Raw genomic sequence first — 14,906 nt, 5'->3', positions numbered from 1 at the left:
AGGGGGTGAGACCTGTGCCGCTGATCCGATTGCTCGGACCGCCGGTGATCGAGAAGCCGGGGCGTCAGCCGCGGGGGAAGAAGGCTTGGGGGCTGCTCGGGTATGTGTTGCTGGCCGAGCGGCCCCCCAGCCGCCGCCGGCTCGCCGAGCTGTTCTTCGCGGATGCCGAGGACCCGCTCGGCGCACTCCGCTGGACCCTGGCCGAGCTCCGCCGGGCGATCGGCGTACCGGAGGTGCTGACCGGCGATCCGGTGTCCGCCGGGCTCGACGCCACGACGGTGGATGTCCTGCAGTTGGACGACTTGTTGCTGATGTCGAGCGGCGAACTGCTGGAGGGTGTGGAGCTCGAGTCATGTCCCGAGTTCGAGTCGTGGCTGCTGGTCGAGCGTCGCCGGGTCGCCGGCGCCATCGAGGCGCGGCTGCGGCAGCACGCGATCGCCTTGCTGGCAACCGGACAGGCTGCCGACGCGATCCCGTTCGCGGCCAAAGCGGTTGCCGCCCATCCACTCGAGCAGGGCAATCACGAACTGCTCGTCCGCAGCCTGGCGCAGTCGGGCGACGAGGCCGGCGCGCTGCGCCAGATCACGTTGTGTGAGGACCTGTTCCGGAACGAGCTGGGGGTCGAGGTGACCGAATCCTTGCGCGGAGCCGCCCTGATCGGGACCCAGCAGGGGCCACCGCTCAGCAGTCGTGCGGCGGCCGTGAGCCAGCTCCAGGCCGGACGCGCCGCACTGGTGGCCGGTGCCGTGGACGCCGGCATCCTTTGCCTACGGCAAGCAGCTGCGTCGGCCGTGCGGTGCAACGACAAGACGCTGCAAGCCCGTGCGCTCACAGCTCTTGGCGGCGCGCTCGTGCACGCGATCCGCGGCCACGACGAGGAGGGTGCGATCATCCTGAACGAAGCGCTCCTCGTCGCCGATCAAGCCGGCGAGCGAGCGACCGCGGTGCTTGCGATGCGCGAGCTGGGATTCATCGAGGTGCAGGCCGGACGGCGTGGTACCGCCGACGAGTGGCTGGGCAAGGCACAGGCGGTGGCCGAGACCGACGACGAGCGGGCCGCGATCCTCGGTGTCCGCGGCATGAACTCGTCCGACCGGTCCGACTATGCGCTCGCGTTCGAGCAACTGCACGCATCGGTCGAACTCGCCGCCCGTTGTGGCGATCGCCGCCAGCAGGCGTGGTCGTTGTCACTCGTCGGGCGCGCACATCTGCTGCGTTCGGAGTACAGCGAGGCAGGGGCTGCACTGGCCGAGACGCTGGACCTGGTCCGGCAGGAACGCTGGATCGCCTTCCAGCCTTGGCCGCAAGCGCTCGCCGCCGAGCTCGACCTGTACGCCGGGAAGCTCGACACGGCCACGGACGGTTTCGAGGAGGCCTGGGCCTTGAGCTGCCAACTCGGCGACCCTTGCTGGGAAGGCATGGCCGGCCGGGGTCTCGCCCTGCTGAACGCCCGGCGAGGCGACTACTCGGCCGCGACGAAGTGGCTCGACGTGGCCCTGACCCGGGCCAGCACCGAGCCGGACCGCTACCAATGGGTCCACGCACACGTGCTGGACGCCGCGATCACGGCTGCCCTGGATCGATCCGAGACCGAACGCGCGCTGACCTTGACCACCAGACTCTCCGCCCTGGCTGCTCGGTGCGACCTGCGCGAACTCCTGGTCCACGCTCAACTCCACCTCGGCCGCCTGGGCGACCCCCGAGCCGCAGCCTCGGCCCAGTCGCTCAGCACCTCGATCGACAACCCCGCGCTGCGGTCAGTCGTAGGCGGCGTCGATCAGGAGCTCTGAACTGCGGTCCGGTTCGTTGAGCACGGCGCGGATCACATGGCGCTGATCCCAGCGGCCGCTCGCCCACGCCAGCGCTTTCGCGAGGCCGTCGAACGTCGCCGCGTGCGGTGCGCCGCCGGCGTCGACCCACCACGACACCTCGACGCCATCGACGGTGAGCTCCTCGTGCTCCCACCACGTCGGCGGGACCTCGGGGACCAGCTCGCGGACGATCGCCGGCACGCCGGCCGCCGTACCCGGACCGTCGATCTTGCCCTCGGCAACTTCCTGCGCCATCGGTACGTCGAACAGGTCGCTCAAACCGTCCGCCGCGGCACCCGACGCCACCACGAAACCGCCCAGATCCGCACGCTGCAACCACATCGGGCCGTCGACGACGACCGCGCGCCCGGCATCGGTGACCCGGGTCAGGCCGTCGTCCGCGAGGACCCGGACGTGGTCCGGCGCGTCGCCCGGAAACAGCGACAGCGTGCCGAGATGACGCCAGAGCCGCAGCAGATCGACCTCCTCCACCTCTCGGTCGGGGTCCGCCAGCCGTTCCAGCAACAGGCTGAGGCCGTCGGCGTCGAGATCCCCGACCTCGCGGACCAGGCCGACCGCCGTACGCACCTCGGGGTCGAGGCCGGCCGTCCACTCGGGCGCGTCGTCCAGGAAGGTCGCCAGCACGGGCTCGGCGGCCGGATCGGCCCGCCCGGCCAAGGGTTCGCCGTCGTCCAGCAGCACGCGGTCGCGGATCCACCAGGCCGCGTACGACGGTACGCCGAGGGGACGGTCGTCCGGCCCGACGACGCGGACCTGGGTGACCAGGGCGCGCCGGAGTTCCGGTGACGATCCGAGCAGTTCGAGGACGCGCGGCCAGGCGTCGTCGGTGATCCAGTCGAGGTCGCGGATCGCCAGGAGTTCTCCGACGGTTGCGCCGTACCGGGATCCGTCGGGCGCCACGTCGTACGCCCAGTCCTCGATGCCGTCGAGGTCTTTGAGTGCCTCGGGCAACTGATCGAGGGCGACGTCCGAGGACGTCACCAGGCCGAGGGTCGCGAGTACGCCGACCGCCTCCAGCGCGGGCTGTCCGTAGCGGTCCAGCACCTCGCGGGCGACCGGCGCGACCTCCTCGTCGTCGAGCACCGCCTCGGCCTCGGATCCGGGGACGACGAGCGCGTTCGCGGGGACGTGGTCGCCGTCGGCGTCGCGGAGGACCAGGTCGGAGAGCCACCACAGCCCTTCGGCTTGGGACGGGTCGGCCGCGACCAGGCCGAGGACGGCGTGCGCGATGGCGTCGGGATCGTCAGCCTCGATCGAGTGCTCGACGGCCGTGCGTACGGCGCTGTCCTCGAGCAACGTCCGTGGTGTCGCCGGGAGCGCGCCCAGTCGCTCGAGCGCCGGGTCGACGGCCTCCGGGTGCACGACGCGGACGCCGTACTCCCCGAAGGCGGCCAGGTTGTCGGTGGGGATCTCCGGGCCTGGGAGGAGCAGACCGCGGGCGCCCCGGACGAGCCTTCCGTCGGCGAGAGGGACGGGCAGAGTGCCGAGAGACTCACGCAGCAAGGCATCCGTCACCATGCCGGCCAGCGAGCCGTAGAGGTTCCGCCACCACTCGGGTGGCTCGTCGGCCGCCACTCCCCCGAGCTGATCCACCACCTCCGCCAGCTCGAGCCGCCGTACGTGAAGCGCATCCAACGCCAGGCTGTCCTGTCGTGCCGACCGGATCAACCCGCGCACGATCGGTGCCAGCACCCGGTTGAACGCGTCGTCCGCGCCTTCCACCACCACGGCATCTCGCGGCCTGAGCAAGACATCGTCCTCAACCGCCCGCACCATCGGCGTGCCGGGCAGCACCTTGCCGATCTCGTCCCTCAACGCACCATCAAGAGCACCCGCCGCCAGCCCGGTCGGCACCAGATACAGGACGTCACCCCCGGCTTCAGCCCGCTCCCGCACCAACTCGCCGTACGCCCTGGCCGCCTCCCACACCAGCCGATCCGCCAACGGCCCCTTGGCCACATGCCGCCGCGTCGGATCCAACGGAAAACTGGCCAACAGCAACGCAGGCAGCGACAACGGCTCGTCCGTAGGTGTAGGGGCCTGGACAACCCCTGGCAACTCCACACCGCCGCCCGACGATTCTTCTCGCACCGCGACCTCGTGGCGTGGAAGGGCCCACAGGACCGACCAGTTGGGGCGGGAGCGTTCTTCTACGGGGCGGTCGGCGAGGAGCGTTTCGCGTTCTAGGTCGTCGAAGACTCCGGCGGCGCGGTGGATCCACCAGCGGGACTCGGCGTCCTGCAGGACCCGGCGTCCCTCGTCGGTCTCGATCTCGATGCGTTCGAGACCGGGTAGTGCGAGCAACAGCGCGTCTCCCGCCTCAGCCAGCAGTCGACGGACGAGTGCGGCGGCGGCCTCGTCGCGGAGGGGCAGGATGACCGCGGTGTCGTAGCCCTCGGGTGGTTCGCCCTCGGCCTCGAACGGGAGCCGCAATACCGGCACCTGCCCGTCCCGCCGGCGTACTTCGGTGTCGAGGCCGGCCGACCCGAGCCCGGCGATCGCGGCCGCCGTGTCCGCTTTCGAGAACCGCACCCCACCGGTCCGCGACAGGATCACCGGCTCATCCGTCACCGCGAGTACGGCGGAGAACCCCACCCCGAAACGCCCGACCGTCGGCTCGTCCCGCTTCGCCGAAGCACGCAGCGTCGCAAGTGACTCGACTCCCTCGGCCGACAGCGGCGTACCGGTGTTGGCAACCACCAGCGTGCTGCCGCGGAACTCGTACAGCACCCGGCCCGGCACCCCCGCCCGCGCGGCCGCATCCGCGGCGTTCTGCGCGAGCTCGATCACGAGCCGGTCGACGTACCCACCGAGCGCCAGATCCTCCTCGGCGTTCGCGTCCTCCCGGAACCGCACCGGCGCCGCCGACCACCCGGCCAGCACCCGCTCGCGAATCCCCGCCGTACCGAACACGTCGTCGCTCACCGGTGCAGTATGCCCCAACGCCGCCGGCCTGCCCGCCGGCCCGGCTATCGTGGTCCGGTGATCTCTCCCGGCAGCCGGTACGTCGCCCTCGGAAGTTCGTTCGCCTCCGGTCCGGGGATCGACCCGATCGTGTCTGCCCCGGCGGGCCGATCGGGCAACAACTACGCCCACTTGGTCGCGGCGGAGCTCGGGCTGGAGCTGACCGACGTCACCTACTCCGGTGCGACCACCGCGCACCTCCTCGACACCCGGCAGGACGAGGCGGCCCCGCAGCTCGACGCCGTCACCCCGGAGACGGCGCTCGTCACGATCACTGTCGGCGGCAACGATCTCGACTACGTCGGGACGTTCATCCGCGGCAGCTACCTCAACCTGCTGGCCAAGCCGGCCACCATCTTCGGCCGGCGCGTCGCGAACCGGATCCGGGCGCGGGTCAGCTACCTCAAGGACGACGCGGCCTACCAGGCCGTCACGGATTCCCTCGTCGCCGTGGTCGAGCGCGTCCGGGAGCGTGCGCCGGACGCCCAGGTCGTGCTCGTCGACTACCTCACCCTCGTCGGGCCGAGCACCCGTCCGCGTCGCGACGTACCACTGAACGAGGAACAACTGCCGAGCGTCGCCCTGATGGCCGACGGCCTGGCGGCGGCGTTCGCGAAGGCTGCGGCCAGCACGGGCGCCGAGCTGATCACGGCCTCGGCCGCGAGCCGCGACCACGGCATCGGCTCCCCCGAGCCGTGGACGACCGGGTTCAGTCGGGGCCCGCTCGGCCGCCTCCGCGGCTTCGTCCCGTACCACCCGAACGCGGCCGGCATGCGCGCCGTCGCCGACCTGATCGTGCACACGCTCCGATCATGACCGAAAAGGTGCGCCAGGCAACGACCTCCGACATCGACGCGGCGGTCCGGACCCTGACGCAGGCGTTCGAGGACTACCCGATGACCCGGGCCGGGCTCGACCCCGACGACTACCTCACCCGGCTCTCGCAGTACAACCGCCACTTCCTCACCGGCATCGGCATCCCGCACGGCCGGGTCTGGGTCACCGACGACGTCGGCGCCGTGGCCATCTGGACGACGCCCGCCACTCCCCCGGATGCCTTGGGCAAGCTCGCCGACGCCTTCAACGAACTCGCCGGATCACGCGCAGCCGTCGCCGCGGAGTACGGCCAGGCGATGGGCATCTTCCGCCCACGCACTCCACTCTGGCTCCTCGCCATCCTCGGCGTCGCCCCCGACCGGCAGCACCAGGGTCTGGGCCGAGCGGTCGTCGCGCCCGGCCTGGCCGCCGCGGACCGCGAGCACTTACCCGCGTACCTGGAGACCCAGGACCCGGCGAACCTCTCGTTCTACGAGTCTCTGGGCTTCACCACGATCGCCGAACTGGAACTCCCCCACAACGGCCCGATGCACTACGCCCTCTACCGCCCACCCAGCTGACTCACGGGGTGTAGACGTACGGCGTGGTGGTGGTGACCGCGAGGAAGCCGAGGCGCTGCAGGATCGGGGAACTGTCGTCGGACGCGTCCACGTGGAGGTATTTGTAGCCGAGCTCCACCGCGCGGGCGGCGCGGACCGCGACGAGGGCTTTGTAGATGCCCTTGCCACGCCACTCCGCGAGCGTCGAGCCGCCCCACAGACCGGTGAACTCGGTGCCCTTCTTGTAGACCGCCCACGCTGCGGAGACGACCTCGCCGTCCGCCTCGGCTACGTAGATGTCGGTCAGCCCGGTCGCGTGACGGCGGACCAGATCGTCGGTGAGCCAGGACCAGTCGTCGTTCCAGACGGTCGACTCCATCGCCGCGATGCGCTCGAAGTCGGCGCGGTCGTTCACGAGGCCGATGGTGATGCCGTCGACGGACGTGCGTCCGCGCAGCCGCTCGACGATGTCCGCGCTCTCCGCGACCAGGACGGTCTCCTGCTCCTCGGGCTCGAACCCGGCCGCGCGCAGCCGCTCCTGCAGATCCGCCGGCAGGTCGTGACCGCGCAGCTTCCATTCGACCGACTGGCCCATGGCCGCGAAGTAGTCCCGCTGGCGGGCGATCAGCGCGTCGACCTCAGCGCCGTCGAGCCCCTCCAGCGATCGGTAGCTGACGAACCCACGGTTCGGGTACTCGACCCGGATCACCGGCCCGTCCATGCTCGTCGGCACGTCCGCGCTCTCGCTCGTCCCACGCAGCTGGTCGTCGTACACCGCCAGCAACTGCCGGGCCTGCTCACTCTTCGCATCGGTCACGAGAGGACTCTTCCACGACTCCCCGGAATCCGCCCTGTATTTCACCCTGCTGAAATGCCAGCCCGTCACCGCGTGGCTGTCCTCGCCACTCCTTGCAGCCGAGCCCCACCATCCGTGACCACCGGCCTCCCGCCGCTGCGGCTCACCGCGTGGCGATCCTCGCCACCCCGTGCAACCGGCTCCGCCACCATCCGTGCGTACGCTCCGGCTGCGGACGCTCCTCACCCCGCCGGCCGCGCCCGACCCGCTCACTCAGCCCGCGCTTGTTCTTCGGCTTCTGGTTCGCGAAGTGACTCAGCGACACCATCAGGTTCAGCGGTTCCATCACTCCGTCCTCCGATTCTCTGGTCCGTACAACCAGAGGTCGGAGCCGCGGACGCGATCTTGACATCCCGTGCGTGAATCAGCCGTCGGATTTCTCGGTCGCCATGAGTAGCCGGCGGAGGAGCGCCTCGAGGCGGATGCGGTCGCTGGAGGACACGCTGTGGATCAGGTCCTGTTCGACGTGCTGGATCTGGCCGATGCCGCGCTCCCAGATCTCGTGGCCGGACGGGGTGAGCGTGGCGACCACCTTGCGGCGGTCGTCGCGGTCGTGCGAGCGCTCGACATAGCCGCGGCGTTCGAGTGCGTCCAGGCGGTTGGTGAGCGCCGCCGCCGACATCCCCAGCTGCTTGGCGAGCTCGCCCGGGGTCGCCCGGTATGGCGAACCGCCGCGGCGGAGCATGTGGAGCGTCTTGAACTCCCACCACTGCATCCCGAACTCCGCCAGCACCGCGTCCCGATGCCGATCCAGGTAGCGCGCCAGCGCCTGCAGCCGGACCGCGATGCCCTCGACTCGGCGATCGAGCTCCGGCCACTCCGCAGACCAGAGGTCGACATGGTCATCCACCCAATCCTTCACCCGTCTAACTTTTCATCCGCTGAAGGTTAGTTGTCAAATATTTCGACGTCGAAATACCCTGCTGCTCCAGCCTCCAGCTCATCGTGAGGAGCACCCCCATGACCCACCTCGCCGCCACCGCCGTCGTCACCGCCGCCACCCACCTCATGCGCGCCGGCCAATGGACTGCCGCCACCGAACTCCTCCGCGCCAGCCAAGCCGAGAACCCCGCCGAGCACCAAGCCCTTGCATTGGCCCGCGCCGAGGTCGCCGTCGACCAAGACTTCGCCCAACAGACAACCCATGCCCCCGCGGCGCTCACCGCCATCACCCAACTGATCGGCGAATCGACCGATGCAACAGTCACCTGGGACGTCGAGATGCTGCGATTGCGCAAGGACTACGGCACAGCCCTGGTCCAGTCGGGCGATCTGAGCTTCGGCCCAGAGGGGCGTGACGAGGCTACGTCGGCCGCTCTCGCCAGCCGCGCGGAACGGCTCGGCGAGAACGCTCCCGGTGACCCTCGACGCGGTGCGGTGAGTTTCTACGCCGGCCTGATCGCCGACAATCTCCGGGGCCGCAGCGACGAGGCGTTCATCCACTTCACTGCCGCGATGCAGCTCGGCGAGAAGAGCGGCGACGAACTGCTCGCCTCGCTCGCGCTGCGGCATCTCGGCGATCACGCTCATACTGCCGGCGATCTCGTGCTTGCGCGGGAGCAGTGGGAGCGGTCGACGGAGCTCCGGCAGAAGGTGGGGCATCTGCTGGGTGCGCTGGCTCAGCAGGCTCTGCTCGCCGTACTGCTTCGGGATGAAGGGGACCTCGCCGGATCCCGGGCGCTCGCGACCGAGGTCAACCGCTGGGCCCGCCAGGTCGAACTCCCGTTCCTCGTCAGCCAGACGGACGCCCTGCTGAAGTAGCCCTCGGCGGCAGGCCGAACTCGGCAGGTACGCCGGGGCTGAAGGCGACGTGATCGGGAGGTCGGCCCGGCGCGGTCAGGCCGACCGAGGTCAGGACGTCGTCGGCATCCAGCCCAACAAGCTCGGCGGTGTGGAGGATCCAGGGTGGGTGGTGGTTGGGGAGGTACCAGGTGCGGCCGGCGCGGTGGGTGTGAAGGGCCCAGCGGGCGGTGAGGAAGTTTTCGAGCGGCCCGAGTTCCAGGCGAGCGCCGACCTCGACGTCGATGGTCGCGCTCGCCTGAACGCCGGGCCAGCGGAGAGTCGATGTGTAGGTGTGGTGGTTGCCGTCGCGGATGTGCGTCATCCGAGCCCAGCGGTATGGCAGGCCGAAGACGGTGCGGGCCGCGGTGACGACAGCCAGGCGGTTCGCGTCGAGGCTGAGGAAGACGACACCACGCCGGCCGGCCTCGTCGACGGAGTACAGGCGCACGTTCGTCTCCAGGAACGTGCCCACATACGGTACGGCGGGTCCGTGCGGCAACCCGGTGTCGACCATCCGGAACGGAACGAGGCCGACGTACGTGCGTCCCTCGAAGGTGTCGGGACGGGTGCCTGCCGGGAAGAACTGCGCGACGTCAGCCGGTTCGACGGCCCAGTGCAGGAACGTCAGATCGAGCCACCGCTGCCGCAGGATCCGCGGCCGCCGCAGCTCCGGCGCCGCCGGCCAGATCGCGTCGGCCATCAGTCAGCAGACCGCAGGTCCCTACGCCGCCGGCACGCCATCAGTCGGCGGTCGGGCGGACCTCGCACGTCGGGCGCCCGTCGTTCAGCGCGCAGACGATGTACGGCGTAGCACCGCCGTCGGCCGGTCGCCACGGCATCACGGCGTCACCGCTCAACAACGTGTCGAGTGTCTGCAGCTCCGGATCACGCTGCTCGGCGTGATGCCGATACCCGGCCGCACCGAGCGCCAGCGCGATCGCCATCCCGAGGAGGTTCACCTCGGTCGGCTCCTCCGGCGTGACCGAACCCTCCGCGGGCTCCAGCTTGATGCCGTGATCCGGGACCTCGACGATCCGCGCGACGTACCTGCCAGCAGTCATGCCACAGAGCGTAGCCCCCAGTGGTCAGCGGGCGTCGTCCAGCGTGAGGATCAGTTCCACCTCAACAGGGGCGTCCAGCGGGAGCGACACCACACCGACTGCGGTGCGAACGGGCAGGCCTGCGTCCGGGAACGCCGCCGCGATGACTCGTGATGCGCCGTCGGCAACCGATACATAGTCGGTGAAGGCCGGCGTACCGGCGACGAAGACGCGCAGTGAGACACAGCCGCGGGCTTCGGCGAGGTCGATCACCTCGGCCGCCGCCGCGAGAGCGTTCAGAGCCGCCGCCTGTGCGCACAACGCTGCGACGCCGGGCTCGACCTCCTGGCCGACCTTGCCTTGGGCAAGCAGTTGCCCATCGGCCAGCGGGACCTGGCCAGAGGTGAAGAGCAGGCCCCTGTCGAGGGTGGCGGACCGATAAGCCCCAGCCGGCCCGGGTGGGTGCGGGGGCAGCTCCAAACCAGCTCTGGCGAGGTGGTCCTGTGGTCGGTTCACCCGAACGCGCCCCCGCTCCACACCGGAAGCGGGCGGCGCCCGAGCGCCACCTCGGCGGCCGCGCGGCCGAGGAGGCGGGTCGAGTCGAGGACGGGGATCGGGGAGGTGGAGGAGTCGATGGCCAGCGGGATCTCTGTGCACACAGCGGCAACCGCGTCGCAGCCTTCCTCCGCCTGCATCCGCTCGGCGATGCTGTGGAAGGTGCTCCGCACGCTCTCCGGCACCCGCCCGTAGACGAGCTCGGTGAAGATCGCGTCGTGGATACGTTCGCGTTCGGTCTCCGCCGGGATCACCGCTGTGATGCCACGCTTGGCCAGTTCGCGCGGATAGAGGGGACCATTCATCGTGAAGCGCGTACCCAGGATCGCGACTCGCTGGTAGCCGGCAGCCTGGGCGGCGTCGGCGACGACGTCGACGATGTGCAAGCCCGGAAGCGGAAACTCCGGCCCGGCGGCCTCGAGCGCCAGGTGCGCGGTGTTGTCGGGGCAGACGAAGAACTCCGCGTCGGCCTTCGCAAGTCTCTCGGCGCTGGTGCGGAGAACGGCCCGCACCGTTGCGAGATCGCCCGCCTCCCAGGCCGGCATCACTCGTTCGAACGAGATGCAGTCCATCGTGATGTCAGGATGCTGGGGCTGCCCGAGCTTCGCGCTGTGGCGGGCGACCTCGGTCCAGCACAACGCCGCGCCTTCGATCGTGTGGCCGAGAACGCCGACATGGGAGGCAGTGGTTGGCACGCTCATGATCCGGAGCCCTTCCTCGCTTCCGCGTCGAACGAGATGTCGTGAGTTGGTGTTGCGGCGGAGCGGGTCACCGGGAGTCGCACGGTACCCAACTGCCCGAAGCCCGCGGTGATCGAATCACCGACGTCGACGCGAACAGCCCGCGTCATCGCGCCGGACAGGATGAGATGGCCGGCCCCGAGCCGGACCCCGCGGCGCCCCAGCTCGTTGGCGAGCCAGGCAACAGCCTCTGCGGGATGACCGAGGACGTCCCGCCCGGTGCCGCCGGCACGCTCGACCCCGTTGACCAGGAGGGTGCAGGTGACATCGGTGAGCGTGATGCTGCCCGGGGAGTGCCGGCTCGCACCGAGGTAGACGCCGCCCGAGGAGGCGTTGTCCGCGACGGTGTCGACGATGGTCAGTTCCCAGTTGCTGATCCGGGAGTCGACGACTTCGACGAGCGGTACGACGTACGCCGTGGCGGCGAGGACATCGTCGGCGGTGACGCCCGTACTGGGCAGGTCAGCGGCGAGGACGAAGCCGAGCTCTGGCTCCACCAAGGGTGCGACGTATCCGGCCCGGTCCAGCTCCGTCGACGGCCGATGGATCGAACTGGCCATCACGTGCCCGAAGTCCGGCTCGTGGACTCCCATCTGCTGCTGCATCGCTTCGGCCACCAGGCCGATCTTGAATCCGGCGATCGTGTCGCCGTCGAGGCGCCATTGATCGACCTGGTGAGACTGGATGGAGTAGGCGTCGTCGATGTCGAGCGCCGGGTGCGTTCTGGAGATCGGCGGCATCGGCAGGCGTCCTCGCCGGGCCGTCAGTAGCTCCTGGGCGATCTGACTCGCCGCCTGGTGATCGCGCGATGCCACTGTCATCGGGAGGCCTCGCGCTGCCCGGCCAACTCGGCCGCGACGTCGATGATCATGTCCTCTTGACCGCCGATGATGTTGCGTCGGCCCAGCTCCAGCAGAATGTCACGCACGGGTGTGCCGAACTTGGCGGCGGCACGTCTCGTCGGGTGGAAAAAGGTGGAGTAGACACCGGCGTAGCCGATGAGGAGCGCGGCCTCGTCGATGATCTGGGGAGCCTTCATGCAGGCCGCGACCACCTGCTCGGCGAGTTCGGCGAGGGCGAAGGCATCGACATCCAGCTGGAAGCCCGACCGGGTGAGCGCTACCGCCAGCACTTCCGTCTGCGCGTTCCCCGCGCTGGCACCGAGCCCGCGCAGCGAGCCGTCGATGTAGGTCGCTCCGTTCTCAGCGGCAGCGAGTGAGTTCCCGATCGCGAGACCGAGATTGTTGTGAGCGTGAAAGCCCACTGGGATGTCGACAGCGCCGCGCAGGGCGGCAACGCGTGCCGCTGCCTGAGTGGGGACCATGGCTCCGGCCGAGTCAACAACGTACACGACCTGCGCGCCGCGGCTCTCGAGCTTGGATGCTTGCTGCGCAAGCTCAGCCGGCTCGATCTTGTGACTCATCATCAGGAAGCAGATGGCGGTGAGACCATCCTGGCGGGCCCGTCGCACGGCCTGCTCCGCGCAATCGGCCTCGGTGCAGTGGACCGCCACCCGCAGAGTGGTGGCTCCGGCCTGCTCGATGTCGTCGAGGTCGGCAAAGGTCGAGATGCCGGGGACATAGAGGGCGGCGATCGACGCTCCGGGAGCCGCTTGGACAGCGGCTTCGACGTACTCCTTGTCAGTGGCGGCAGCACGACCGTACTGCAGCGACGAACCGCCGATGCCGACACCATGGGCGACCTCGATGGTCCGGACGCCGGCGCGGGCGAGGCCACCGGCGATCGCCGCGACCTGGTCTGTGCTGAACTGGTGCGAGACGCTGCTCATGCCGTCGCGCAGGCTCGTGTCCACGAGGTTCAAGGTCATCCCACGGTCTCCTTCTGCTCGGATCGGGTGAGGGCGATTCCGTCCGCGACCGCAACCGCCGCGGCGGTGATGATGTCCAGGTTTCCGGCATAGCGAGGCAGATAGTCGCCGGCACCCTCGACGTTGACCATGCACGTGACGACGTCGCGGTCGACGTCGAGCAGTTGCAGTTCATAACCGGGGACGTACGTCGCCACCGAAGCGACCATCGCCGTCACGGCGGCCTCGATCGCGGATTCGTCCGAGTCGGTCACGGAGGCGTAGACGGTGGCCCGCATCGTCATCGCGGGCTCCGCCGGGTTGATGACCGAGATCGCCTTCGCACGCGGAATGCCGACCACAGTCCGCAGGGCGTCCGCCGTCTTGAGGCAGAACTCGCTGAGGTTCTGCCGGGTGCCAGGTCCGGCCGACGCGGAGGCGATCGAGGCGACGATCTCGCCGTACGTCACGTTCGCGGCGGACTTGATCGCGGCGAGCATGGGGATGGTCGCCTGCCCGGCGCAACTCACGAGATTCACGTTCGGGGCCTCGAGGTGATCGTCGAGGTTGACGGCCGGGATCACGGCAGGCCCGACACCGGCCGGCGTCAGGTCGATCGCCGTGATACCGGCCGCGGCATAGCGAGGCGCGTTCGCCGCGTGAACCGCGGCCGAGGTCGCCTCGAACACGATGTCGGGCAGTTCGGACCGGCCGAGCAGCCAATTCACCCCCTCCGCGGTCGTTTCCAGCCCGGCATCGCGGGCGCGGGCCAGGCCGGCGCTCTCGGGATCGATTCCCACCATCCATCGAGGTTCGATCTGTCGCGAGCGCAGCAGCTTGAACATCAGGTCCGTGCCGATGTTTCCCGAGCCGACGATCGCGGCGGTCAAGGTCTTCGTAGTCACCGTATGTCGCTTCCCTCCGGCGTGTCGGTGGTCGTCACGAGGATGCGGGACCGCGGACAGGCTCGCGAGCAAAAGGCATGACTTAGCATCTGAGCCATGCCTTTCGTCTATACCCTTCGCCTGCTGTCGTACGTGTGCGCGATCGCCGACGAGGGATCGATCACCGCGGCGGCGGAGCGGCTCACCATCAGCCAGCCGTCGCTGACGAGACAGGTTCGCGATCTCGAGCGGCGGCTTGGCGTGGCGCTGCTGGACCGGACGCCTCGAGGGGTCACCCTGACCGCCGCCGGGGATGTGTTCGTCGCACGGGCGGCTGACATTCTCCGCAGTGTCGACAACCTCGACGCCGAGGTCCGCGCCGTCGCCCGCGGGCACGCCGGACGCCTGCGGATCGGCTTTGTCGGATCTGCCATCAATGGACCGTTGGGTCCGGCCATCGCGCGGCTGCGCAGCGAGCTGCCAGAGGTCGAACTGCAACTGCGGGAGTCCTTCGACGACATGTCGCTGATGGCGGAGATCAAGGCCGGCGACCTCGACCTCGCGGTGCATCGCCTCCCGATCAGGGCCCCGGAACTCCTGAGCATCCCCTGGGCGCAGGAGCCGTTGAGTGTCTTCCTTCCCGACAACTCTCCGCTGGCGGCCGACACCGGGCCGCTCGCATCAGAGGCGCTGAGGAACTTGGACCTGGTGATGTGGCCGCGCGAATCCGCACCCCAGGCCTATGACGAGGTGATGGCCATCTACCAAGACCTCGGTGCGGTCCCCCACTGCGTTGCGACCGCTCACACGGTGCAGGCGATTCTCGCACTTGTCGCGGCCAGGGTCGGTGCCGCGTTGATGGCACAGTCGTATCGCTCGCTCCGACGGGTCGGCGTACGCACCCGGCCGCTGGCCGACTACCACGTGACGCACTTCATCACGATCGCCAACGGCAACAGGTCGGCCGTCCTCGAGCGCTGCCTGACGATTCTTCAGCGGCATCAAGCCCGGCACCTGACCGCGTCGGCCACTTCGCCGCCCTGGAAGCCCCCGACCATGTGATCAGGGAC

The 14,906-nt window shown here is 69.6% G+C and carries 16 protein-coding genes; 5 read left to right on the top strand and 11 right to left on the bottom strand.

The window, feature by feature from the left end; all coding sequences use genetic code 11:
- Positions 1–14: 14 nt before the first annotated feature.
- On the top strand, positions 15–1,790 hold the full coding sequence (locus OG555_RS32085; RefSeq protein WP_329476289.1) for an AfsR/SARP family transcriptional regulator: 1,776 nt from the start codon (positions 15–17) through the stop codon (positions 1,788–1,790).
- Here OG555_RS32085 and OG555_RS32080 read toward each other — a convergent pair.
- Complete coding sequence (locus OG555_RS32080; protein ID WP_329476288.1) at positions 1,758–4,757, bottom strand: sacsin N-terminal ATP-binding-like domain-containing protein; 3,000 nt, start codon at positions 4,755–4,757, stop codon at positions 1,758–1,760. The genes OG555_RS32085 and OG555_RS32080 overlap by 33 nt on opposite strands.
- A 57-nt stretch (positions 4,758–4,814) precedes the next feature.
- Here OG555_RS32080 and OG555_RS32075 point away from each other — a divergent pair, with 57 nt between their 5' ends.
- Positions 4,815–5,612, top strand: coding sequence for an SGNH/GDSL hydrolase family protein (locus tag OG555_RS32075; RefSeq protein WP_329476287.1), 798 nt, complete (start codon positions 4,815–4,817; stop codon positions 5,610–5,612).
- Positions 5,609–6,193: a GNAT family N-acetyltransferase gene (locus OG555_RS32070; protein WP_329476286.1), complete on the top strand. Its 585-nt coding sequence runs from the start codon at positions 5,609–5,611 to the stop codon at positions 6,191–6,193. The genes OG555_RS32075 and OG555_RS32070 overlap by 4 nt, the downstream gene beginning before the upstream one ends.
- Before the next feature lies 1 nt (position 6,194).
- On the opposite strand, the gene OG555_RS32065 is transcribed toward OG555_RS32070, so the two are convergent.
- The 3 genes from OG555_RS32065 to OG555_RS32055 all read right to left on the bottom strand — a co-directional run bounded on the left by OG555_RS32065 (position 6,195) and on the right by OG555_RS32055 (position 7,878).
- Positions 6,195–6,989 carry a GNAT family N-acetyltransferase gene (locus tag OG555_RS32065; RefSeq protein ID WP_329476285.1) on the bottom strand — a complete coding sequence of 265 codons (795 nt, stop codon included), beginning with the start codon at positions 6,987–6,989 and terminating at the stop codon, positions 6,195–6,197.
- A gap of 142 nt (positions 6,990–7,131) precedes the next feature.
- Positions 7,132–7,314, bottom strand: a complete 183-nt coding sequence (locus OG555_RS32060) for a hypothetical protein (protein WP_329476284.1) — start codon at positions 7,312–7,314, stop codon at positions 7,132–7,134.
- Positions 7,315–7,392: 78 nt separating this feature from the next.
- Positions 7,393–7,878 (bottom strand): MarR family winged helix-turn-helix transcriptional regulator, encoded by a 486-nt coding sequence (locus OG555_RS32055; RefSeq protein ID WP_329476283.1) that lies wholly within the window; start codon positions 7,876–7,878, stop codon positions 7,393–7,395.
- A gap of 110 nt (positions 7,879–7,988) precedes the next feature.
- Here OG555_RS32055 and OG555_RS32050 point away from each other — a divergent pair, with 110 nt between their 5' ends.
- The gene (locus tag OG555_RS32050) at positions 7,989–8,789 is read left to right on the top strand and encodes a hypothetical protein (RefSeq protein ID WP_329476282.1); all 801 of its coding nucleotides are present in this window, start codon (positions 7,989–7,991) and stop codon (positions 8,787–8,789) included.
- Here OG555_RS32050 and OG555_RS32045 read toward each other — a convergent pair.
- Genes OG555_RS32045 through OG555_RS32015 form a run of 7 tightly spaced genes read right to left on the bottom strand, consistent with a single transcriptional unit; the run spans position 8,761 to position 13,857 of the window.
- Positions 8,761–9,510, bottom strand: a complete 750-nt coding sequence (locus OG555_RS32045) for a YqjF family protein (protein ID WP_329476281.1) — start codon at positions 9,508–9,510, stop codon at positions 8,761–8,763. The two genes, OG555_RS32050 and OG555_RS32045, sit on opposite strands and share 29 nt — an antisense overlap.
- Before the next feature lie 40 nt (positions 9,511–9,550).
- Positions 9,551–9,871: a hypothetical protein gene (locus tag OG555_RS32040; RefSeq protein WP_329476280.1), complete on the bottom strand. Its 321-nt coding sequence runs from the start codon at positions 9,869–9,871 to the stop codon at positions 9,551–9,553.
- Between the two features lie 24 nt (positions 9,872–9,895).
- The gene (locus tag OG555_RS32035; RefSeq protein WP_329476279.1) at positions 9,896–10,366 is read right to left on the bottom strand and encodes a RidA family protein; all 471 of its coding nucleotides are present in this window, start codon (positions 10,364–10,366) and stop codon (positions 9,896–9,898) included.
- On the bottom strand, positions 10,363–11,106 hold the full coding sequence (locus OG555_RS32030) for an aspartate/glutamate racemase family protein (protein WP_329476278.1): 744 nt from the start codon (positions 11,104–11,106) through the stop codon (positions 10,363–10,365). The genes OG555_RS32035 and OG555_RS32030 overlap by 4 nt, the downstream gene beginning before the upstream one ends.
- Complete coding sequence (locus OG555_RS32025; protein WP_329476277.1) at positions 11,103–11,966, bottom strand: 2-keto-4-pentenoate hydratase; 864 nt, start codon at positions 11,964–11,966, stop codon at positions 11,103–11,105. Before OG555_RS32025 ends, OG555_RS32030 begins: the two co-directional genes overlap by 4 nt.
- On the bottom strand, positions 11,963–12,973 hold the full coding sequence (gene dmpG, locus OG555_RS32020) for a 4-hydroxy-2-oxovalerate aldolase (protein WP_329476276.1): 1,011 nt from the start codon (positions 12,971–12,973) through the stop codon (positions 11,963–11,965). The genes OG555_RS32025 and dmpG overlap by 4 nt, the downstream gene beginning before the upstream one ends.
- A complete protein-coding gene (locus tag OG555_RS32015; RefSeq protein ID WP_329476275.1) occupies positions 12,970–13,857 on the bottom strand; it encodes an acetaldehyde dehydrogenase (acetylating) in 888 nt (295 codons plus the stop codon). Before OG555_RS32015 ends, dmpG begins: the two co-directional genes overlap by 4 nt.
- Positions 13,858–13,953: 96 nt before the next feature.
- Between OG555_RS32015 and OG555_RS32010 the strand changes: the two genes are divergently transcribed.
- Positions 13,954–14,898 carry a LysR family transcriptional regulator gene (locus tag OG555_RS32010; protein ID WP_329476274.1) on the top strand — a complete coding sequence of 315 codons (945 nt, stop codon included), beginning with the start codon at positions 13,954–13,956 and terminating at the stop codon, positions 14,896–14,898.
- Positions 14,899–14,906: the final 8 nt, after the last annotated feature.

It is taken from the genome of Kribbella sp. NBC_01484 (assembly GCF_036227145.1).
In the GTDB taxonomy this organism is placed as follows: Bacteria; Actinomycetota; Actinomycetes; order Propionibacteriales; family Kribbellaceae; genus Kribbella.
Note: the sequence above shows the minus strand (reverse complement) of the source record. Positions and strands in the feature narration are given on the sequence as shown.